Raw genomic sequence first — 22,461 nt, forward strand, 5'->3', positions numbered from 1 at the left:
TTAAGATATACATTGCTGAACTTAATAGGATTTCATACTAGATCAGTTCATTGTTTATGCTTATCGATAAAGTGTTTTAGTGGATTATTCTGCAAATGGAGGGTTTGGTAATTTTAATGTACAGTTAAGTTGACAGGGGTGGCGAATATTACTGCCAATGCATTGAAAATTAAAATGGTGTTCCAGCTCGAAAAATTCATAAATTTTGTTATCTTAATCACATAAGAACAATTTCAATTGTTTGCTAGTTATATAATTCCAATGTAACGGGCAAAACAACAAACAAAAATCTATTATTTAATCCTGAATGCAGGTGTTCGCGTTATTAAACCTTAATAATGTGGCGCTATATTGTGCTCGGGAATTGTGAATGTCTGAGAGCAAAATGAGAAAGCTTGAAAATTTTAATTTATTATTGATGTTGATTGCCCTCGCTGCGGTTGGGCAAATGACTCAAACAGTCTATGTTCCGGTTATTGCTGAAATTGCTGTTTATTTCGGTGAGCCTTCCGGTTCTGTGCAACGCGTTATGGCGGCGTATCTGTTTTCTTACGGTTTTTCGCAATTATTATACGGTCCTTTGTCTGACCAAATTGGTCGCCGTCCTGTGATTTTAGCGGGTTTATCCATCTTCTTAGTATCAACGGTTGTCGCCATTTTCGCGCCAACGTTAACCGTATTAACGATCGCGAGCGGTTTGCAGGGATTAGGAACCGGTGTTGCTGGTGTGATGGTAAGAACCATGCCTCGTGACTTGTATAAAGGCACAGCGTTACGTTATGCCAACAGTTTGCTAAATATGGGGGTATTAGTTAGCCCGCTGTTAGCGCCGATGTTTGGTGGGGTATTGGCCTATTTCTTTGGCTGGCATGCCTGCTATATTTTCTTATTCTTACTGGGCGGTGGGGTATTGCTAAGCATGTATCGCTGGATGCCAGAAACCCGTCCAATCTCGCCAGAAAAGCATAATTTAGTGGCATCATACCGTGAATTATTGTCTAACGGTTCGTTCCTTTCTTACTTAACGATGTTGATTGGTGCATTAGCTGGGATCGCCGTTTTTGAAGCATGTAGCGGTGTATTGATGGGCGGAGTGTTAGGGCTTAGCAGTATCACGGTCAGTATTCTGTTTATTCTGCCTATTCCCGCGGCATTCTTTGGCGCTTGGTATGCAGGGCGTGAAGGTAAGAGTTTCTCGGCACTTATGTGGCAGTCTGTGCTAATTTGCTTAGCTGCAGGGGTTATGATGTGGGTTCCTGGTTGGTTCGGCATCATGAATACATGGACACTACTTGTTCCCGCTTCTATTTTCTTTTTCGGTGCAGGCATGTTATTCCCATTGGCGACAACGGGCGCAATGGAGCCATTCCCCTATTTAGCCGGTGCGGCAGGAGCATTGGTGGGCGGACTACAAAATGTGGGCTCTGGTGTGGCGACATGGGTGTCAGCGTTGATGCCACAAAATGGACAATTCAGCCTTGGTCTACTGATGTTTTTGATGTCAATGCTGGTGGTATTGTGCTGGCTGCCGTTAGCTCGCCGTATGAACCACACTGAGCGAATGGTTTAACCTAAGACTTTCGTTTAAGAATCTAAAATAAGGGGGCAATTAAGCCCCCTTATTTTTATCTTTATGCGGCTAATGGTACGAAATGCATGGCTTCAACCCATTGAGAAGCTTGTTGTTGTGCACTGATTGTGTTCTCTTTCATTCCCGCCATGTGTGAAATGAGTGAGTTAAATTCCACAGGGCGGTCATAGTGTAACCATTCGCGATTTTCAGCAAGCGCATATTCATTTTGTTGGATAAGTATAGTGCTGGCGGCGGCGTCATCTTGTAAATGTGAGTCAATATGGACTTTGATACCCGCAATATTTAAGTTAGGGGTACTATCTATGGTGCCTTTGACGATCAACGTATCGTCTTGCACTGAAAGGTACCACGTTTCCAGAGGCGCATATTCTTGAAGCTCATCTCGCTCATCATAAACCAGTAGTGTGACCCAATAGTTGGTGTCGCTGTTAGTCTGTATACCTAATTGTTTAATATCGATCCGCTGATTGAGTTGAACATCAGAAAGCAGTCGAACGTCGGATACAACATGGGTTTCTGATGCAGATTGGCTATCGGAATATAAATTCAGATGGTTGAGGGGTGTAAACTTTGCCTCAGTATTTACTTGATGCTGATTGCAGGGCATTTTTAATGAAAAATATTGCTGATTAAGCCGCCCATTTTCAACCCACGTCGCACACAAAGCTTGGTTGTCTCCATCGTATGCCCAAAATAATTTACTGCCTCGCCAGTAATTATCCATCTGCAATTCATTTGGTACTGCTTTACCATTACCGTGAATAAATAGGCGATTCGCTAATGATTCCGGATTTTTGTAGTGATAGAGCGTTGTATCATCTTGATCTTTTATAATTTCTAAACTGACTAACTCGCCTTTATTTGCAATATTCACATTGAGTTCATTTCCACCTAGGGAAATAGGCATTGTTTCCGTGAGTAATCCATTTTGAGTTGCATAGGTGATTTTTAAATGATGATTGGCATCAAGATATTCTTTGGATATTAAATGCCCTAGTGTTTGTGTGACGGTGAGCTGGCTATAAGGATGGAGTGAGCCATCAGCGAGAGATAAAAAAGAACCATTCAGTTGATAAACGGGCAGATATTCACGGGGTATTTCTTGCTCATCTATTCGAGCTAAAAACTGTTGAGCTCGATATGCTAAATAGTCGGCATGAGATAAGAAGGCATCATATTGTTCAGTGAAATGTGCATAGTCTCGAGGGTACATAGCAGGCATGATTTCACTATTTTGATCTTTATCGAAATAGGTCGTGTATTGTTGGCGATATTGGTCGAAGGCGATAGTTTCTCCATGACTTTCGGCTGCATAAGGATAATGTGAGCCTGTGGTGTGACCCAAACTTAGTCCATGCCCGAATGTTTCATGCCAGAGAATACTGGATTTAGTGATCCCGCCACCAAAATGATGAGTTGCTAGTCCAATCACCCCCGAGGACCCTCCACTCATTGGTAACCGATTGATAGAGGAATAAAAAAATTCTGAATATAGCTTGGTTCGACGAGCTGCTTTTTGGCTATCTTGATAGGCCCACCCAATTTGAGATCTAGAGGGTTCTTCAATGGTTTTTGGGGCATCGTATAGCAGATGAATCAAGTTGTTATCATCAGTATAAGCGTTTCCCTCTTTAATAAGGTAAGGGAATAAGCTCGGTTGTTTCGCCAGTGATGGGTAACTAAACAGTGAAAATTGATGAGTAGGCAGCTTTGCCGCAGCTTCTAGCCCCCAGCTTAAAGGTGAATAGGCATAACTGCCATGACCTGGTTGATATAAGCTTTTATTAGTTACATGAGCAATGATGGGTGTGACATGTTTAACGGGGGGAGAAAACCAACCTTCAGCATCAGTATAAGGTTGAATTATTGGTGTATCACCCGCCATGATTTGTATTTGGATCTCTGGTTGTATCCATTTCCCTCTAATCGGTGCAGTGTAGCTATTACGATGTAGATCTTGAGCTTCTATGCTGGGACTTTTGGGTCTTTCATCAATGTTTGTCGGCAGTTTTTGGGGACCAGTCAAAATAACTCGTTCGAGTTCTATTCCTGATTTATTACGAATAATAGCGACAATATCAGGTGCATTTTCGGCAGATGGGCTAATGAGGTCAACTTTTAATAATGCCCTGCGGTTGGCTGTCAATGTGAAATGGGGAGAATTAGGTGCAAGTAAGTGCGTTTGTGCCATTTGAACGTTTAATACTTGCATGTCGGCGGGAGTTTTGTCGTCTCGTAATTCAGGTTGATGATAGATTGGGTCAGGAAGGGTAAAAGTTCTTTGACCGGGGATGGAGACATCTGGCGCGCTTTCAGACTGTAATTGAATCGATATTGGGGCTGATACCGAACCGTCCTCCATAACCGCAGAAACATCAAATTGGTCATGTCCTTGGAAGTGGCGCTGTTCATCAGGACGATATACCCACTCGCCTGTTTGGCTATTGAGTTCTACTTTGCCAAACAGCGGAGATTCAATGAGTTGAAAGTAGGCAATATCTTCGTGTGTTGGAAGCCTACCTGAAATAGCGCCAATGATGAGTTGATTAGCGTTTCCATTTGGGTTTTCAACGATGAGAATTGGGTGCTTTTGGCTGTCTTTGAACAGAAACTGAGAAATTATCATACCTTTACACTCTAGCCGTAATTGTCCTTGAGAGTATTGAAGGGTGACAGGGGGTAATTCGTTGGCAACCAGTTGCTGGTTAACTTCAGTTTCTATTTTGATGGCTAGCTCATGCCAAGAGTCAGATTCGGATAGCGTAATATCATCGAGCCTAAGGGCTATATTTTGGCGTGAACTATTGATAACCAAAGTGAAATAGTGGCTATTTTTTAGAATGTCATCTGTTAATGCTAGCGAATTTATCGATGTAGCAGGTAAAACCAACGTTTGTTGAAAACCATACGGGTTGAAAGTGGTTTGCTGGGGAGTTTTTTGGGTTATTGGCGGCGATTCAGGTTGGTTATTCGGAATATGGTTTGTGGGTACATAATGAAATGCCGTATCTGGGATCGCATGGATGGATTCACTGTCAGAAAATCCCCATCCTAAACGGATTTTGGGGGCTGTCCCCTGCGTTTTTGTTGTGATTTTAATGGGGATATGTTGGTTTTTATTCACTCTACTTAGGTAAACTTCACCGAATTCATTATGCTCGGCAATTATCTGAGTATTTGATCCAACTTCGAGAATGAGTTCTTCTGAATGGTACTGGGTATCAACATAAATACGAACATCGTCAAATTGCGTCGGTGTTATAACACCTTCATAAATCCATACCGTAGTGTCTGTGTTATCGGCTAATTCGCTATCATAGAAACTCAAATTTGTAATTGTGCAGTTGCTGCTTTCGACTCGTTTTTCTGGTTGGTAAGAGGTCACGAGAAGACCTGCAGATTTTTGCGTTGGCTGAATAGCCTGTGCTTCTTCATGGACATCAATGGGGGTTAATTCATTAAGTAATTGCTGAATGGGTAAGGATATTTCGTTTTCATTATTTTCAATGAGAATGACACTTCCTCCCGTTAGCTCCAGCCAATGTTTGATTAATTCAACTTGTAAGTCGTTTGCATCAGTGGCGAGTATGACAGTATTGTAATTACGATGCCATTGCCCGCTAGGTAAGAGTAAATCGACCAATTGAGCTTGGGAGCGAGGTTCACCATCACGCCATTGGTGAGGGGAATTAAAGCTGTCAATCCATAAACTATGTTGGGGGTGAAATTCAAAGCCTGAGAATTCACTAGAGTCTACCGTACTTAATACGTAACTTGTGCGTTGTTCTCCCGGTAAACGGGGTTTATCGAGTAGCCAATTTGTGAGTGCAAATGCGTTCTGTCCGGCGAGATCTTGTTGTGGTGAGTTTTTTAAGCCGTCAAGATAAAAACTGTCTGTATGAATTTTCGCGACCCGACCTCGGTTTTTATAGAGACCTAATTGTATCTCTCCTTGCAGTATATCTTGATATATGAGTTGTACAGCATGTTGGTTTGAGCGACTAAAAATGCCTTTTTTTTGGTTATCCATAACCTGATCTCCTGAAATAAAAGATAAACACTGTTATTGCAGGAAACGATTTTAAATAAGCGAGTCGGTTCTTTCTAATTTATTATTAGTCTAGGTAACCATGATTGTATTTACTAGTTAACTATTTGTTTGCTAATTATAAATTAGTAATTTATTTCTGTAGTGGGAAATAAAAAAGCAGTGCCGAAGCACTGCTTTGATAGATAAAGAGAAATAATACTACGCGCGGTCTTCCCACTCTTGGGCGCGAGCAACGGCTTTTTTCCAGCCTTCGTATTTATAATTACGTTCTGTGGTTTCGATGCCAGGTTTAAAGACTTTCTCAATCGTGGCTTTACTTTGCAGCTCATCCAGACTTTCCCAGAATCCAACAGCAATACCGGCTAAATAAGCCGCACCCAACGCAGTACTTTCACGTACAGCGGGACGCTCGACGGATGTACCGAGAATGTCAGATTGGAATTGCATCAGGAAGTTATTGGCAACCGCGCCACCATCTACACGCAGCGCTTTTAGGCGTTCACCCGAGTCGGCTTGCATTGCATCAAGGACATCGCGAGTTTGGTATGCGATAGACTCCAGTGTGGCACGGATAATATGGTTGCGGTTTGCACCACGTGTTAAGCCAAAGATAGCACCACGAGCATAAGGGTCCCAGTAAGGGGCGCCTAATCCAGTAAATGCAGGGACAACATAGACACCATTACTGTCTTTGACTTTGGTTGCGAAATACTCTGAATCTGTTGCTTCATCAATGAGTTTCAGCTCATCACGTAGCCATTGAATGGATGCCCCGCCAACAAACACCGCACCTTCAAGGGCATAGCTAACTTCCCCTTTAGGACCGCAAGCAATAGTCGTTAATAGACCATGATTGGAGCGAACCGCCGTATTGCCAGTGTTCATTAATAAGAAACAGCCCGTTCCGTAGGTATTTTTCGCCATCCCTGATTTCACACATAATTGACCGTACAGCGCGGCTTGCTGGTCACCTGCAATGCCTGAAATTGGAATACGAGTCCCGCCTTTACCGCCGATGTTGGTTTGACCGTACACTTCGGAAGATGGGCGAACTTCTGGCAACATATTACGAGGAATATTCAGTGCGTTAAGGATTTTATCATCCCACTCTAAATTACGAATGTTGAATAACATAGTACGGGAAGCGTTGGTGTAGTCAGTCACATGTACTCGACCTTGGGTCATTTTCCATACTAACCAAGTATCAACAGTACCGAACAATAATTCACCTTTTTCTGCGCGTTCACGAGCACCTTCGACATTATCGAGGATCCACTTCACTTTTGTACCGGAGAAATAAGGGTCAACGACTAAGCCTGTGTTTTGACGAATATACTCTTCGAGTTCTTTATCGTTGGTTTTTAAGTGGGTACAGAAATCCGCAGTACGGCGACACTGCCAAACAATCGCATTATAGACTGGCTTACCAGTTGCTTTCTCCCAAACGATAGTTGTTTCACGCTGGTTAGTAATCCCGATACTGGCGACTTCATCCGTGCGAATATCTGCTTTGGCAAGGACTTCAATCAACGTAGAACTTTGTGTTGCCCAAATTTCCATTGGGTCATGTTCTACCCAGCCTGGTTTTGGGTAAATTTGCGTGAATTCGCGCTGAGAAATGCTAACGATGTTTGCATCGTGGTCGAGAACGACAGCTCGCGAACTGGTTGTGCCTTGATCAAGGGCGACAATATATTTTTTAACGATATTGGTTTCTGTTGTCATAATTTAAACCTGTTCAGCAATGGTTAAACATTGTTTGGGAATAAGAAGCGGTATTAAGAGGTTTTTTTCTCTTCTTCATCAGACTCACATGTCATGCAAGGTAGATGGCGACCAATTAATTTACGGTAACCGAATGCCCCTAGCAGACCACCAACAATCGGTGCAGTCAATGGGACAAGGAAATAAGGAATATCACGTCCGCCTGTTAGCGCAATATCACCCCATCCCGCTAAATAAGCCACGACTTTTGGACCAAAGTCACGGGCTGGGTTTAAGGCGAATCCAGTCAGTGGACCAAAAGAGCCACCGATAACAGCAATTAAGATACCAATGAGTAATGGTGCGAGTGGACCTTTAGGTACACCGTTACCATCATCGGTTAAACCTAAAATTAAGCAGACTAAAATGGCTGCAATCACGACTTCAATAAAGAAAGCATGGAGCACGCTGATTTGTGGGGCAGGGTATGTGGAGAAGACACCTGCGGTAAATAAACTTTCTTGTGTACCACGGACAATATGGTGAACTTGCTCGTAATCGAAAAAAACAGGGGAGTACATCGAATACACTAAGGCGGCGGCACAGAAACCCCCTAGCATTTGAGCGATAATGTAAGGAACAACTTTTCGCTTATCAAAACAAGCAAATAGCCATAATGCCAATGTGACGGCTGGGTTTAAGTGGGCACCAGAAATTCCCGCAGTCAGGTAAACGGCAAGTGCAACACCGAAGCCCCAAATCACACTAATTTCCCAAAGACCTAATTGAGCACCTGCAATACGTACTGCTGCGACACATCCTAGACCAAAAAAAACCAACAGAGCAGTACCCAAAAATTCCGATATACACTGACCCGTCAGTGTTGAAGGCGTTATTTTGCTCATAAATGTTCATCCTGCAATAGTTGTTAAGATAGGCGTTTTGCACGAGTATAATTTTCGTTACAAAAATTTATTCTGTTAATTTAGCGGGAAAAAAGATAATCGAATATTGCTGTTTGTAAAAACTGTGTGTCAAATCACCAAAAAACGAAAACAAACAATCATTTTTAAGGTCGAATTCAAACATTTGAATAGTCACTCTCTCAACAATTAAAAGAATAATGTTTGTAATCAAGTGTAAGTCACTGGACAGAGAGGATCATGCTACTTACAATCGGGGGAAAGCGCTCATAAGGGAGATCAGAACATGTCATTTGAAGTATTTGAGAAACTAGAATCTAAAGTTCAACAAGCCATTGATACCATCGCATTATTACAAATGGAAATTGATGAACTAAAAGAACAAAACGGTGCATTAAACCAAGAGTTGCAAGCGACTAAGTCAGGTACTGAGTCTTTGGTTCGTGAGAATGAACAACTGAAGCAAGAGCAGGCAACTTGGCAGGAGCGTTTACGTACTCTTCTTGGCAAGATGGAAGAAGTCTAATTCCCTTCATACTTCAAGCCACAGGGGTGTTGGCTTCGTTTGGATACCCGAATCACATACTTGTGTATGCTCATCGGGATATCCTCCACTCGCCGCCTACCTGTGACTCGAATTATTTTGGGAATGCAGAGGAGTGTTTTCTGAAAGATGTAAAAAGTAGTAGAAAAACAGAAAGCGGAAAACAGAAAAGAAAAAGGCAGATAGTGATATCTGCCTTTTTTTGGAATTTGGTGGGGATTATTCGTCGATGGCTTCGTCGAAATCGTCGTTGGCTGCTTGGGTCAGTGGTTCTTCGGATAAGATCATGCCCGTGTTATCGGCATACAGATAATCGCCAGAGAAGAACGTTACACCGCCAAAATTGACACGGATATCGCTTTCGCCAACCCCTTCATCAGGGCAGCCCGCAGGAATTGCTGCAACGGCTTGAATGCCGAGGTCTAACTCCATTAATGCATCGACTTGACGGACGGCACCGTAAACAACAATACCTTCCCAGCCATTGTCTACCGCGAGTCGAGCGAGTTCAGCATCAATCAGCGCTTTACGCACTGAGCCTCCGCCATCAACAAGCAAGATGCGACCATGGCCGTCTTCTTCCAGCAAATCATACAGAATGCCATTATCTTCAAAGCATTTTACTGTAATGATTTGACCGCCAAATGAAGTACGTCCACCAAAGTTGGAGAATAAAGGTTCTACTACATTAACGCTTTCTTGGTAGATGTCGCAGAGTTCGGAAGTATCATATTTCATAGGATTTAGGTCTTTTTTGCTGCAAGAGGATGGTCAGTATATCCCTTTTCGTTACTGATTGGCAAAATTCCCGCCAAAAAATAGGCGGGAAAAGTCAAAAAAACAGCAAATAATTAAGACTATTTGCTCAGAATAACGCCAAGGGAGAATAAAACGTTGGTTACTAACGCGGTTTTTACCATGTTTTCTAACATTGGGCGCATTCCTTCAGGGGTAGGATCAGCAAGGACTTTACGAACATGGTTCATTAGCATCGGTACTGCCAGTAAAAATAGCCAACCAGCCCAACCCGTTAAGTAGATTAAATTAAAAAAGACCAAACATAAGATTGAGACGATGATAAGGATCGCGTGGTATATGCGGGCACCTTGTGGACCTAAACGCACGGCTAACGTGTTTTTACCCGCTTTAACATCGTTCTCGATATCACGCATATTATTGATATTTAATACTGCAACCGACAGTAATCCACAGGCAGTAGCTGGCAGAATAGTGATGACATTAAAGCTGTTGGCTTGCAGGTAAAATGTGCCAATCACACTTAACCAACCAAAGAAAATCAGAACGGAAATATCACCCAGACCAAGATAGCCGTAGGGTTTTTTACCGACGGTATAGGTAATTGCGGCGACAATTGCGACTAACCCTAAGCCAAGAAATCCGATAGCATCTTCCGGCTTTTCGCACGCGACAATAATCAGTAATAGACCAGAAAGGCAAGCCGCGAAGATATTGAGCTTCAGGGCTTTTTTCATATCTTCTTTGGTGATAATCCCTTTTTGCATACCTCGCAAGGGACCAATACGTTCAGCGGTATCTGAGCCTTTGACGGCGTCACCATAATCATTTGCGAGGTTTGATAAAATTTGCAATAAGCCTGCTGTAATGATTGAAAGCAGAGCCACTGGCCACTTAAAGTTGCCAGTAAAATAGGTCAATGCAGAGCCTGTCACGATGGCAATCACCCCTAATGGCAGGGTTTTTGGTCGTAAACTTTCTAGCCAAGCTTGTTTGCGGCTGATTGAAGATGAGTTCATGTAATTTATTCACCGTACTCGGATATTTCAATGGGTAACGTGGCTTGTTGCTGAGTGACCATTTGAATTATTGAGAGTAAATGTTTTTATTAAGTTGGGTTCAATATGTCAAAAGTGCAGCATTTTAGCTGCACTTTGTAAGGATACATGAAAACCTGATAATTAATAAGATTATAAAATAAATCTACTCAGATCTTCATCCGCAACGAGTTCGTCTAAGTGTTGACGGACATACTCAGCATCAATCGTAATGCTTTGTCCATCACGCTCACTTGCATCGAAAGAGATATCTTCCATCAGACGTTCTAGTACGGTATGTAAGCGACGAGCACCGATATTTTCAGTTGATTCATTCACTTGCCATGCAGATTCTGCAATTTTGCGAATCCCATCAGCGGTAAATTCAATACTAACACCTTCGGTTGCCATCAGCGCTTTGTACTGTTCAGTCAATGATGCATTCGGTTCAGTTAGGATGCGCTCGAAATCTTCCGTCGTTAGTGCTTCTAGTTCAACGCGAATCGGCAGACGACCTTGCAGTTCAGGGATCAAGTCTGATGGGCTAGAGACTTGGAATGCACCAGACGCGATAAATAGGATGTGGTCAGTTTTAACCATACCGTGTTTGGTTGAGATGGTGCAGCCTTCGATTAGTGGTAGTAGGTCACGCTGAACCCCTTCGCGGGAAACATCTGGACCAGAACTTTGACCGCCGCGTTTACAGATTTTGTCGAATTCATCAATAAACACGATACCATTTTGCTCAACGGCTTCAATCGCTTGTTCTTTTAGTTCTTCTGGGTTAACCAGTTTTGCAGCTTCTTCTTCCACCAGCAGTTTGAAAGCTTCTTTGATTTTCATCTTACGAGGCTTCTGTTTTTGACCTGCTAGGTTCTGGAACATAGATTGCAGTTGGTTGGTCATCTCTTCCATGCCCGGAGGAGCCATGATTTCAACGCCCATAGGTGCCGCAGAGACTTCAATTTCAATTTCTTTATCGTCTAGCTGACCTTCACGTAATTTCTTACGGAATGCTTGGCGTGCTGGTGATTGTTCATCAACCGGCTCTGCTTGCCCCCAGTTATTTTTTGCTGGTGGGATTAAGACATCAAGAATACGTTCTTCCGCCATTTCTTCTGCGCGGTAACGGTTTTTCTCGATAGATTGTAAGCGCACCATTTTTACTGCGGAATCAGTAAGATCGCGGATGATGGAGTCAACTTCTTTACCAACATAACCCACTTCGGTGAATTTAGTTGCTTCAACTTTGATGAATGGCGCATTGGCTAGTTTCGCTAAGCGGCGCGCGATTTCGGTTTTACCTACCCCAGTAGGACCAATCATCAGAATATTTTTTGGGGTCACTTCATGGCGTAGATGCTCATTTAATTGCATACGGCGCCAGCGGTTACGCAGGGCGATAGCAACAGAGCGTTTAGCTTTATGTTGGCCAATAATATGGTTGTCGAGTTCGCTGACAATTTCGCGTGGAGTCATTTCGGACATGCTAGCAATCCTTATGATTTTGAAGAAATTTCTTCAAAGTTGACATTATGGTTGGTGTAAATACAGATATCTCCCGCAATCGCGAGGGCTTTTTCTGCGATTTCGCGGGCGCTTAAATCTGTATTTTCGAGTAAGGCGCGTGCAGCTGATTGTGCGTATGGACCACCGGATCCAATAGCAATTAGGTCATTTTCAGGCTGAACAACGTCACCATTACCCGTAATAATTAATGAAGTGTGTTCATCTGCGACGGCAAGCAGCGCTTCAAGTTTGCGAAGCATACGGTCGGTACGCCAATCTTTGGCTAATTCCACCGCCGCTTTAGTGAGATGTCCTTGATGGAGTTCAAGCTTACGTTCGAACAGTTCAAAGAGAGTGAATGCATCTGCGGTGCCACCGGCAAATCCTGCAATGACTTTGTCGTTATATAAACGGCGCACTTTGCGGACATTGCCTTTCATGACGGTGTTACCCATCGTCGCCTGTCCATCACCACCGATTACAACTTGGCCATTACGGCGAACACTTACGATTGTTGTCATGAGTTAGCCCCTGGTTTTTGTTACAAAAAGAATGCAGTTGATTTCGTTTTTTGATAGATAAATTTCAAGTGATAGTGAGTTATTCACTATCACTTGAAAGAGATTTAGCTCAAAAATAACTGCTTACGAGTACGTTAAAACAGTAGATGGGGGAGGTGAGGGGATTTTTCAACCCCCAGAAGCGCGAAGAATGCAACCACTCACGCCAACACCTGCCGCGCGGTCGCGCATGCTTTCGGCGGTGGACTTAGAATAAGGTCCTAACATGATGCGATGCCAGCCACCACCAGTGGTGACGCGGCTTTCAATTCCAGCAAAGGCAAGGGTTGCACGTACAGATTCTGCTTGCTCAGCCGTTTTGAATGAACCACATTGCACGATCATATTCTGCATTTTATTCACAGGGGTCGTTTCGGGCTTAGGCTCGGATTTAGGTTCGGGTTTTATTGCCGCTTGAGCCTGCTGAACTGGTGCGGCTGGGCGTGTCTCCGGTTTTGGTTCAACCACAGAAGGTTTACGCTGCGTCGGTGTTTCAATTGATTTTACCGGTTCGTTGATGACCACTTGTGAGCGCGGAACAGGTTTACCATTAAATGGAACCTCTTGCAGATTCGTCACTGGCTGGCGACGATCGGAGTCCATTTGCTCTAATAATTGGCGCTGTTCGGTGGTGAGATCAGACTGACGAATATTACCACTATTCGTGTTTGGTTGTGCCGGCGAAGTATAATCTTGCCAAGGCTCCTCGAGCTCTCTTTTATAGCGCCAAGGTTCTTCAGGTTTAGGTGGCAGCGTGCTACCCGGTTTTGCAGCTTGAGTTGGGAGATTCGCTTGAGGAGCGTCTTTTTTATTGTGAGTAATAAAGAATAGCCCTCCTACGAATAAGACGACAATAGCAACCGCCACAAGTAACGTGGTTAATGGTAGCCCTTGGGCTTTCTTCGATTTGCCTTTGCTTTTTTTGCGAGCGGACGACCGTCCTCGAGCTACATAATCTTTTTGTGCCACGCTATTAATTCACTAGTTGTCAGTTGTAAATCGTTATTTTAGGCATATGTTACTTAACCTTAACGATTTTGCCTAGCATTTAGGCGCTTTTGTACTCTCTCTAACGATTAAATCAGAATCTAGGAGACGAGAACCTGGGGTGACACTATTTCCTTGTAGCTGTTCTAGCAGCAATAGCATCGCATGGCGACCAATTTCCCTACGAGGGTGATTGATTGTCGTCAGTGCGGGTAACGTATATTTTGCTTGCTCAAGGTTATCAAAACCGATAAACGAGATATCCTCTGGAATTTTTAGACCCATTTTTTTCGCTTGCCACATGGCTCCGAATGCCATGATATCAGTATGGCAAAAAACAGCGGTTGGTGGTTCGGGCAGTGAAAGCAATGTTTTTAATGCTTCGGCGCCGCTTTCATGGGAAAAATCGCCGCGCACAATATAGTTTTCTCTAAGCCCTTCACCAGTACGTAGCATCGCTTTTTTGTACCCTTCTAAGCGATATTGGCTATGGGGCATCTCTTCAGGACCCGCAATGCACGCAATGCGTTTATGCCCTTGCTTTAATAGGTAGTGGGTAGCATTGAAAGACGCCGTGAGGTTATCAATATGCACGGTGGGAAGTTTTAACTCTGGGGCAAATTCGTTCGCCATAACAATTGGTGGTAGGTTTTTTTGCTCTTCTGTTGACACATCAAACGGTAAGTTAGAGCCAAGCAATACCATGCCATCAATTTGCTTAGTGATGATAAGGTTGATAAAGGCATTTTCTTGTTTTTGTTGATGTTTACAATCACCAATGAGCACGAAGTAACCTTCGTGGGCGGCGATTTCTTCAATACCACAGATCACATCACTGAAGAAAGGATCGCTAATGTCTGGGACGATCGCCAGAATGGTTTTGGATTCATTGCGTTTATAGCTGCGGGCGAGGTTATGGGGATAATAACCCACGTCTAAGACAGCTTGCTCAACTTTTTGACGTGTTTGTAGGGAGACTTTTTCAGGATTCATCAACGTCCGAGAAACTGTCGCGGTTGATACTCCTGCTGCGCTAGCGACATCTTTCATGGTCGCCGTATTATTGTGCTTTTTACTTTCCACAACGCCTTCCTTTGTCTAGTTAATCGATTGCTTTTTTTGAATGGCGCAAACACGTCATTTAGCTAATTAAAAGACATTCTAATGAGTTTCACAATAATATCTGTTACCTAGTTTACATAAAAAGTGTGACTTGCATCATTTTTTAGAGCTGCCTCGCAAATTTAAAAAATAGTTATAGTGATAATCACTTAATCCAAATTCTGAATGCATGAGATTATAGCGAAAAAGAATGTTTAGTGATGATTGTCAGCGAGTTACATTACTCAAAACTCAGGTAAATAGCATGATTAACCGTCAGTAGGGTCCACATCAATATTCCATTTCACTTTGCGACTTTCCGGCTGTTTTAGTAACTCAGGCAATAGTTGCGCCATAAATTGTTGAAGATAAGCGCGTGATGGATGCTGTAGTAGCAGCTGCCAACGAAAACGTCCGCCGCGTTTTGCCTGAATGGAGGGCGCTGGACCTAAAATCCATAATCGGGAGTCGCTTTGCGGGTGCTGACTAATATAGTGGCGGACATTTTGTAAAAACTGTCTCGCATCCTGATTATTATGATCTTCAGAACGGATCAAAATATGGCTGGTGAATGGGGGCAACATGGCGACTCGACGCTCTTCGAGCGCTTCTGCGGAGAAGGCGTCATAACCACTTTCTAGCAAAGTCAGTAGAAGAGGGTGTTCGGGATGATGGGTCTGTAAGAAGACTTCCCCTTGTTTGCCTGCTCGCCCTGCTCGCCCCGACACTTGCACGTACAATTGTGCGAAGCGTTCTGCGGCTCTGAAATCACTTGAAAATAGTGCACCGTCAACATCCAGCAGCGCCACGAGGGTGACATCCGGAAAATGGTGTCCCTTTGCTAACATTTGTGTGCCGATCAGAATGCGTGCACCGCCTTCATGCACCGCGTTTAAATGTTGCTCTAATTCCCCTTTACGGCTTGTGGTATCACGGTCGATACGAGTCACGGGTACATCTGGGAATAATTCCGAAATACCTTCTTCCAACTGTTCCGTTCCCATACCAACAGGGACTAAGTGGGTTGAACCGCATTGCGGACATTGACGTGGAACAGGTCGCTGGCTATCGCAGTGATGGCAGCGTAACTGATGAAAATTTTGGTGAAGGGTGTAGTAGTGATCGCAACGCTGGCATTCTGCTATCCAGCCACACTCATGACAGATAAGGGCGGGTGAATAACCTCGTCGATTTAGAAATAAAATGACCTGATTATTTTGTGAGAGATGATTTTTAATGTGTTGAATCAGTAAATGGGATAACCCAAACTTGAGGGGTTGACCTTTTAAGTCAATTAAATGCTGCTCTGCCGGACGCGCGTTACCGGCTCGAATCGTCAAATTTAATTGCCGATACTTATTTTGCTGGACGTTACTCAAGGTCTCTAACGACGGCGTTGCGGTTCCCATGATGATGGGAATATTTTCTTTTTTGGCGCGAAATACGGCTAAATCACGGGCATGATAACGCCAGCCATCTTGTTGCTTATAAGAACTGTCATGCTCTTCATCGATAATAATGATGCCCAGATGGGCAAAGGGTGTGAACAGTGCGGAGCGCGTTCCAATAATAATGCCATTAGACCCTTGTTTAGCTCGTAACCAAACAGCTAGGCGCTCACTATCATTCAGTGCGGAGTGCAGCACATCAACAGGTACATTAAAACGTTCTCGAAATCGATTAATGGTTTGTGGCGTTAGCCCAATTTCGGGTACTAGAACCAGTGCTTGCTTACCTTGAGCTAGAATATTTTCCAAGACGCTCAGGTACACCTCGGTTTTTCCTGAACCCGTGATCCCTGCTAATAGCCAAGGTGAAAAATGATTATCTTCTGCACGGATAGCACCTACGGCGGTGGCTTGTTCGCTATTGAGTCGTAAACGTTCGCCACTCACTGCAAATTGAGACTGCCACTTTTCAGCAACAGGTTGAACGGGATGTAATTCAGCGTACTGTTTTTTCTTTAGTGCCTGTAAGGCACTTTCACTGATCTCTAATTCCCCAACTTGATGACGATAAATAGGGCGGCGACGTAATAATGCTAAAGCTTGTTGCTGTTTTGGGGATCGCTTTAGTTCATTAAGATCCGCAGCGTTGCCTTCTTCAGTGACTTGCCATTGCCAAATTGGCGTAAATTCGGCTGGTTTCCCTTGGCGTAGTAAGGTTGGCATCGCATGGAATAGCACTTCGCCAATAGGATAATGGTAGTATTGAGACGACCACAATAAAAGCTGCCAGAGATCATCTGGAAACAGAGTTTGTGAATCCAAAACCAGTTCCACGGTTTTTAATTGGTCTTCGGGAAACTCGCTTTTATCGCTCAGATTGACCACCACACCAAGGGCTTGGCGCTTACCAAAAGGGACCATGACTCGTCCACCAATGACGGGGATAGGCATATTTGAGCCCAAGAGATAATCAAATGTGCGATTTAAAGGAACAGGTAACGCCACCTGAACGACGATCATAGCTGGATTTCCGTCCGTTTTTTGTACAAAAATATGAAGGTATTCTGTTAGAGTAACATAAAAAGCACGCTATTTTCATTGCGTGATAAACAGATTTTCTGTATGATCCGCCGCCTTTGGTATCAATTAATTTTGTTTTGCCAATAAACTAAATTTAATCAACACGACGTGTGGTGTCCGGCGTTAGGGCTGGAATGGCGACACGGCCTTATTAGAGGTTCTCCCATGAAAAAAGGTATTCACCCGAAATACGAAGAAGTTACTGCAACTTGTTCTTGCGGCAACGTAATGAAAATTAACTCAACAGCTGGTCACTCTCTGAACCTGGACGTTTGTGGTAACTGCCACCCGTTCTATACTGGTAAACAACGTGATGTTGCTACTGGTGGTCGTGTTGATCGCTTCAACCAGCGTTTCAGCATCCCAGGTTCTAAAAAGTAATCGAACCTGTCACGTTGAAGTTGATTTAACGTATTCAGTAAAAAAAACCTGTTCATTGAACAGGTTTTTTTATTGCTTAAAACTAGCGTATATCTTGATGTTAGAATCGGTAAACAACACCAAACATAAAATCGTGGCTGGCTAGGTTTATGGTTGAGGTGTCCGTGGCATCTTTGTCGAAAGAATTTGGCATGGATATTTTATATTTACCGGCTTCGGTAAATCGATAGCCCAAGTCAAATGAGAGGTTGTCACTGAAAGCATATCGACCGCCCATTCCTAAGCTCCAAGCTAATTTATTAATCCTCTCAGATCTTGATTGGTTAGAATTTTGTTTGAGGCCAAAAATTTCAAACTCAGAGTGTTGTGTATTCTCATAGCGAGTACTGGCTAGTCCAAGTCCAAAGGAAATATAAGGCATAAATGCGGTTTGGTTTTTCATATCATAATAACCATTTAGCATTAGTGTGGTCAGTGTGGCTTCGTTTTTCATATCCGCGGAACTATTTGGAACGGTGGAAAGTGCATTAAGGCTGTGCGTATCGCTAACTTTCCCTCGCATACCCACTTCTAGCTCAGTGCGTATAGGTACTGAAAATTGGTCATAAAAATCATAGCCAATACCGATAAAATTACCAAAAGCAGGGTGACTTTTATCATTAAATTTTAAGGCTCTGAAATCAGATTTTTTTTCATTACTGTATTCGAATTTAGAATCATACATATTCAATACCGATACACCAATTTTACTTGATATATAAACACCATTATGACTGGATGCTATTGCTAAATTAGCAAACAACAAGCAACTCAAAGCTAAAAGTAAATTTTTCATTATTATGCCCTTATCCATGAGTGAATGACACCTTAACGATAATTAAGATGCTAGACAATATAGATAAATTAGAAACGGTATACTAATCCGAGCATAATATCGTGAGTCCTGATATTAGTTTCTGTTTTGTCTTTATTACCGGCTAAATCTGTTTCGGAAATTTGATATTTCCCAGCATCGAGAAAACGATAGCTTACATCCAAAGCTAGGTTATTATTAATTGTGTATTGAGTGCCAGCTCCTAAAGCCCATGCAAAGTTATTAATAGTGCTAGTTTTGGATGAATTTAAAACATCAGTAGGTGTATAGATAGTTGTTGATAAAACTCGGTTGTAATCTACACGAGCTAACCCTAAACCTATTGAAATATATGGTGTAAATGATGTTTGATTTTTGAAATCATAATAGTTATTGAACATGAATGTATTCACTCGAGCATTGTTTTTGATGTTAGCTGAAATACCAAACTCATCTGGACCATAAGCATGATATTGTGTTTCAGCTTTTTCTCTCATTGAAAGTTCTAATTCTGAACGTGCTGAAATGTTGAATTTTTCATGAAAGTCATAACCTAAAGAAATGCTTCCAGAAAAGACTGAGTCATTTTCATTTTTATCATGATATTCCGGACCATTTCCGCTAGGAGATGATGTTATTACTTTAGAATTATGAAAATTAACAATTGAATCTCCGATTTTTCCCGATAAATATAATCCGTTATTATTATTCGCTACAGCTAGGCTTGTAAATAGACCGCAGGTAATTATAAATATACTTTTCATTTAATTACTCCAATTAAACATTTTTCTTGAATATAATAATATTATAAGTGAAATGGTTTGTTTTATGATTGAATTGGAAAATTCAAGGTATATACCTATAAATAGGTGAGAAAGAGAATATTCGTTAGTTTTATGTATTGATTTTTATTATTTTTTGAATTAAATCACCATCATATACTGATTGTTGGATAATAATGGTGATTAAAGTAAAATAAATACATCTAAATCATCATTGAACAATAGATTAAGATGCGTACGAAAAATACTTAGAAACGGTAAGTTACACCAAACATAATATCGTGGCTTCTCACTTTTACTTTTGACGTGTTTTTTTGGTCATCTGCGTAGTAATTCGCTTCAGACTTCCCTGCATCTAAGAAGCGATATCCCATATCTATCGAAAAATGGTTATTCACTCGATATTGCGAACCTAACCCAACGCTCCATGCAAAGTTATTGGTGGTTTTGGATTGGGTATATTGCTCATGAGTATACTGATTCAAACTCACAATATGCTCATTATAGTCATAGCGCATTTTATGGTTGATACTCGCCATGCCCAACCCAACGCTGACATATGGGGTAAATTTAGTGGCATTCTTAAAATCATAGTAGGTATTGACCATCACAGTATTTAATGTGATGTCCGTTTTGACGTCATCGGAACTGCTGAGAACTCCTGGGTCATTGAACGATTCAAGATTATGATTTGTTGATGCTTTTTCTCTCATGCCAAATTCAAGTTCAGTACGGATAGGTAACTTAGTGGTTTTAGCAAAGTCATAACCGACGGCGATATTGCCACCGAAAACCGAATCATGAGTATTTCCGAGATTGGTTTTTTCAAATTCGTTATCACTGGTTAACCATTTTTGGTTTGATACTTGAACAATGGAAGCGCCCATTTTACCTGAAACATACAGGCTTTCTACGCCCGCAATGGCTGTGTTAGACACTAAATTGAGTAAAGATACCGCAATAATTTTTTTCATTATAAATTCCATTTAGCTGTGTAATCGGATCGCGCAATATGAGTATAGATAACGATTTTTTTATCTATGCTGTATTCCTATAAAATTGTTATACACAGCATGCTTTATTATTTTTAATATCATTAAGCACTTGGCTGTAAAAATAACCTTTATAGGAAAAAATAATCACACTTTATTTGACGAATTAAAGGTTTGAGAGATTAACCCGTGATGATAAGTGCACATTGGTTATCGGCAGTAAATGAGTTTGCTTAACAGTATGAAGATAATGAGAATTAATGAGGGATATGACTAGATAAAGCGTAGGGTGGACCACACTCGACTCGCATTTGCGTGTCGAGTGTTAAAAAATTGCCGAGGGATTTAATATTCCCAAGTATCTGGGTCAATACCGAGCTCGCGCATGATTCCTTTTGCTGCTTCAGGAATCTCATCATTACGCTCTTTACGCAAATCATCATCATCTGGCAGCGGTTGACCAGTAAACGCATGCAAAAAGGCTTCGCACAGTAACTCACTGTTAGTTGCGTGGCGCAAGTTATTGACCTGACGACGTGTACGTTCATCCGTCAAAATTTTTAGTACCTTTAAAGGAATAGATACTGTGATTTTTTTGACTTGCTCGCTTTTTTTGCCATGTTCAGCATACGGACTGACATATTCACCATTCCATTCAGCCATGAGATACCTTGGATATGTTCATTAATAATAAAAGTCATATGCGAGTGCCCATTTCAAAATTCTGAAGATGAATTTTTTTCAAGACATTCTCGGCATACAGGTTAAGAGCAAATGGCATAAATCATTATTAAATACATTTAATAATCAATAAATTAAAGCCATTATTGCGCCAGAAACGGGATTCAACTATCCATTGGCACATAATTATTATGGCTGATTATTCCATTAGTTGTTATAAACGTAAAGAGGTTTAGACGTCCGGACATGTTGACGTCTAAATTTGCTTTGAGTATGATTTGAGCTATCCCATACTTGGAGAGACGTTTATGACATACAAGCCATCCACTATCGCGATACATAATGGACTGAATGAAGACTCGCAATTTGGTTGCGTTGTCCCTCCCATCTATTTATCCAGCACCTATAACTTTACCGATTTTAATGAGCCGAGAGCGCATGACTATTCTCGTCGTGGTAATCCTGGGCGAGATATCGTACAGCGGACACTGGCGCAGCTGGAAGGGGGAAGTGGTGCCGTAATGACTAACAGTGGAATGTCAGCTCTCCATCTATTATGCACGGTATTATTGCAGCCGGGCGATCTGCTCGTTGCCCCTCATGACTGTTATGGCGGAAGTTATCGATTGTTCAACAGCTTGAGCCAAAAGGGAGCTTATCAGGTTGAATTTGTAGATCAAAGCGATGAGTCAGCATTGCAAGCTGCGCTGGCGAAAAAGCCGAAACTTGTCCTCATCGAAACACCCAGTAACCCCCTCCTGAGAATTTACGATATCCAGCATATTGCAGCATTAGCGCACCAAGTCGGGGCACTCGTGGTGGTGGACAACACCTTTTTAAGTCCCGCATTACAGCAACCGTTAGCGTTAGGCGCTGATTTTGTTGTACATTCTTGTACAAAATATCTTAATGGTCATTCAGATATTATTGCGGGGGCTGTGATTGCCAAGGAAGAGAAATGGGCTCTAGAATTAGCATGGTGGGCGAATAATATTGGTGTCACTGGGGGCGCATTCGACAGTTATTTATTACTTCGAGGCATGAGAACATTACTACCTCGTATAAAACAGCAGCAATCCAATGCGGGTGAAATCGTAAAATATCTTAAAACTCAGCCACTGGTGAAGAAAATATATTATCCTGCTTTGAGTGATCATCCTGGACATCACATTGCTGCCGCACAACAAGCAGGTTTTGGGGCAATGTTAAGTTTTGAATTTGCAGGAGATGCAGCGCAAATTCGTCAATTTTTACATGCGCTGACTCTATTTACATTAGCGGAATCTCTCGGTGGTGTAGAAACCTTGATTTCCCATACGGCGACCATGACCCATGCCGGCATGTCTTCTGAAGCGCGAGCTGCAGCAGGTATTACGGATAGTTTACTGCGCATTTCGGTTGGTCTAGAAGATAGTCAGGATCTTATCGCAGATTTGAGCCACGCATTTAAGGTTGCGTCATAACGTTAGCGGAGTTTT

18 protein-coding genes are annotated in these 22,461 nt (G+C 42.3%); 4 read left to right on the top strand and 14 right to left on the bottom strand.

What is annotated here, in order from left to right; all coding sequences use genetic code 11:
- Positions 1 to 385: 385 nt before the first annotated feature.
- Entirely contained in the window at positions 386 to 1,570 is a 1,185-nt protein-coding gene (gene emrD / locus PSF16_RS05935; protein ID WP_039862336.1) for a multidrug efflux MFS transporter EmrD, read from the top strand.
- A 61-nt stretch (positions 1,571 to 1,631) separates the two neighbouring features.
- Here the strand turns inward: emrD and PSF16_RS05940 are convergent, their stop codons facing one another.
- The 3 genes from PSF16_RS05940 to PSF16_RS05950 all read right to left on the bottom strand — a co-directional run bounded on the left by PSF16_RS05940 (position 1,632) and on the right by PSF16_RS05950 (position 8,254).
- Positions 1,632 to 5,624 (bottom strand): hypothetical protein, encoded by a 3,993-nt coding sequence (locus PSF16_RS05940; RefSeq protein WP_272688959.1) that lies wholly within the window; start codon positions 5,622 to 5,624, stop codon positions 1,632 to 1,634.
- 219 nt (positions 5,625 to 5,843) lie between these two features.
- Positions 5,844 to 7,370: a glycerol kinase GlpK gene (gene glpK, locus PSF16_RS05945; RefSeq protein WP_272688960.1), complete on the bottom strand. Its 1,527-nt coding sequence runs from the start codon at positions 7,368 to 7,370 to the stop codon at positions 5,844 to 5,846.
- A gap of 53 nt (positions 7,371 to 7,423) precedes the next feature.
- The gene (locus PSF16_RS05950) at positions 7,424 to 8,254 is read right to left on the bottom strand and encodes an MIP/aquaporin family protein (protein ID WP_154631825.1); all 831 of its coding nucleotides are present in this window, start codon (positions 8,252 to 8,254) and stop codon (positions 7,424 to 7,426) included.
- A 304-nt stretch (positions 8,255 to 8,558) separates the two neighbouring features.
- Between PSF16_RS05950 and zapB the strand changes: the two genes are divergently transcribed.
- Positions 8,559 to 8,798, top strand: a complete 240-nt coding sequence (zapB, locus tag PSF16_RS05955) for a cell division protein ZapB (protein WP_006660518.1) — start codon at positions 8,559 to 8,561, stop codon at positions 8,796 to 8,798.
- A gap of 237 nt (positions 8,799 to 9,035) precedes the next feature.
- Here the strand turns inward: zapB and rraA are convergent, their stop codons facing one another.
- The 7 genes from rraA to priA all read right to left on the bottom strand — a co-directional run bounded on the left by rraA (position 9,036) and on the right by priA (position 17,234).
- Positions 9,036 to 9,554: a ribonuclease E activity regulator RraA gene (gene rraA, locus PSF16_RS05960; protein ID WP_006660517.1), complete on the bottom strand. Its 519-nt coding sequence runs from the start codon at positions 9,552 to 9,554 to the stop codon at positions 9,036 to 9,038.
- A 119-nt stretch (positions 9,555 to 9,673) separates the two neighbouring features.
- Positions 9,674 to 10,591 (bottom strand): 1,4-dihydroxy-2-naphthoate polyprenyltransferase, encoded by a 918-nt coding sequence (locus PSF16_RS05965; RefSeq protein ID WP_006660516.1) that lies wholly within the window; start codon positions 10,589 to 10,591, stop codon positions 9,674 to 9,676.
- 171 nt (positions 10,592 to 10,762) lie between these two features.
- Positions 10,763 to 12,097 (bottom strand): HslU--HslV peptidase ATPase subunit, encoded by a 1,335-nt coding sequence (gene hslU / locus PSF16_RS05970; protein WP_006660515.1) that lies wholly within the window; start codon positions 12,095 to 12,097, stop codon positions 10,763 to 10,765.
- Between the two features lie 11 nt (positions 12,098 to 12,108).
- Positions 12,109 to 12,639 (bottom strand): ATP-dependent protease subunit HslV, encoded by a 531-nt coding sequence (gene hslV / locus PSF16_RS05975; protein WP_006660514.1) that lies wholly within the window; start codon positions 12,637 to 12,639, stop codon positions 12,109 to 12,111.
- Positions 12,640 to 12,807: 168 nt separating this feature from the next.
- The gene (gene ftsN, locus PSF16_RS05980) at positions 12,808 to 13,647 is read right to left on the bottom strand and encodes a cell division protein FtsN (RefSeq protein WP_006663186.1); all 840 of its coding nucleotides are present in this window, start codon (positions 13,645 to 13,647) and stop codon (positions 12,808 to 12,810) included.
- A gap of 72 nt (positions 13,648 to 13,719) precedes the next feature.
- Positions 13,720 to 14,748: a DNA-binding transcriptional regulator CytR gene (gene cytR, locus PSF16_RS05985; protein ID WP_006663185.1), complete on the bottom strand. Its 1,029-nt coding sequence runs from the start codon at positions 14,746 to 14,748 to the stop codon at positions 13,720 to 13,722.
- Positions 14,749 to 15,035: 287 nt separating this feature from the next.
- Positions 15,036 to 17,234, bottom strand: a complete 2,199-nt coding sequence (gene priA, locus PSF16_RS05990; RefSeq protein WP_154601264.1) for a primosomal protein N' — start codon at positions 17,232 to 17,234, stop codon at positions 15,036 to 15,038.
- Positions 17,235 to 17,459: 225 nt separating this feature from the next.
- On the opposite strand from priA, the gene rpmE reads away from it, so the two are divergent.
- Positions 17,460 to 17,675 (top strand): 50S ribosomal protein L31, encoded by a 216-nt coding sequence (gene rpmE / locus PSF16_RS05995; RefSeq protein ID WP_004265313.1) that lies wholly within the window; start codon positions 17,460 to 17,462, stop codon positions 17,673 to 17,675.
- A 100-nt stretch (positions 17,676 to 17,775) separates the two neighbouring features.
- Here the strand turns inward: rpmE and PSF16_RS06000 are convergent, their stop codons facing one another.
- The 4 genes from PSF16_RS06000 to metJ all read right to left on the bottom strand — a co-directional run bounded on the left by PSF16_RS06000 (position 17,776) and on the right by metJ (position 20,965).
- On the bottom strand, positions 17,776 to 18,510 hold the full coding sequence (locus tag PSF16_RS06000) for an outer membrane protein (protein ID WP_006660510.1): 735 nt from the start codon (positions 18,508 to 18,510) through the stop codon (positions 17,776 to 17,778).
- A 68-nt stretch (positions 18,511 to 18,578) separates the two neighbouring features.
- Positions 18,579 to 19,292: an outer membrane protein gene (locus PSF16_RS06005; RefSeq protein ID WP_272688961.1), complete on the bottom strand. Its 714-nt coding sequence runs from the start codon at positions 19,290 to 19,292 to the stop codon at positions 18,579 to 18,581.
- A gap of 266 nt (positions 19,293 to 19,558) precedes the next feature.
- Positions 19,559 to 20,284, bottom strand: a complete 726-nt coding sequence (locus PSF16_RS06010; RefSeq protein WP_272688962.1) for an outer membrane protein — start codon at positions 20,282 to 20,284, stop codon at positions 19,559 to 19,561.
- Between the two features lie 363 nt (positions 20,285 to 20,647).
- Positions 20,648 to 20,965 (bottom strand): met regulon transcriptional regulator MetJ, encoded by a 318-nt coding sequence (metJ, locus tag PSF16_RS06015; RefSeq protein WP_272688963.1) that lies wholly within the window; start codon positions 20,963 to 20,965, stop codon positions 20,648 to 20,650.
- Between the two features lie 326 nt (positions 20,966 to 21,291).
- Here metJ and metB point away from each other — a divergent pair, with 326 nt between their 5' ends.
- The gene (metB, locus tag PSF16_RS06020; protein WP_006660506.1) at positions 21,292 to 22,446 is read left to right on the top strand and encodes a cystathionine gamma-synthase; all 1,155 of its coding nucleotides are present in this window, start codon (positions 21,292 to 21,294) and stop codon (positions 22,444 to 22,446) included.
- The last annotated feature ends 15 nt before the right edge of the window (positions 22,447 to 22,461 follow it).

The organism is Providencia sp. PROV033, from assembly GCF_028484855.1.
Classification (GTDB): domain Bacteria; phylum Pseudomonadota; class Gammaproteobacteria; order Enterobacterales; family Enterobacteriaceae; genus Providencia; species Providencia alcalifaciens.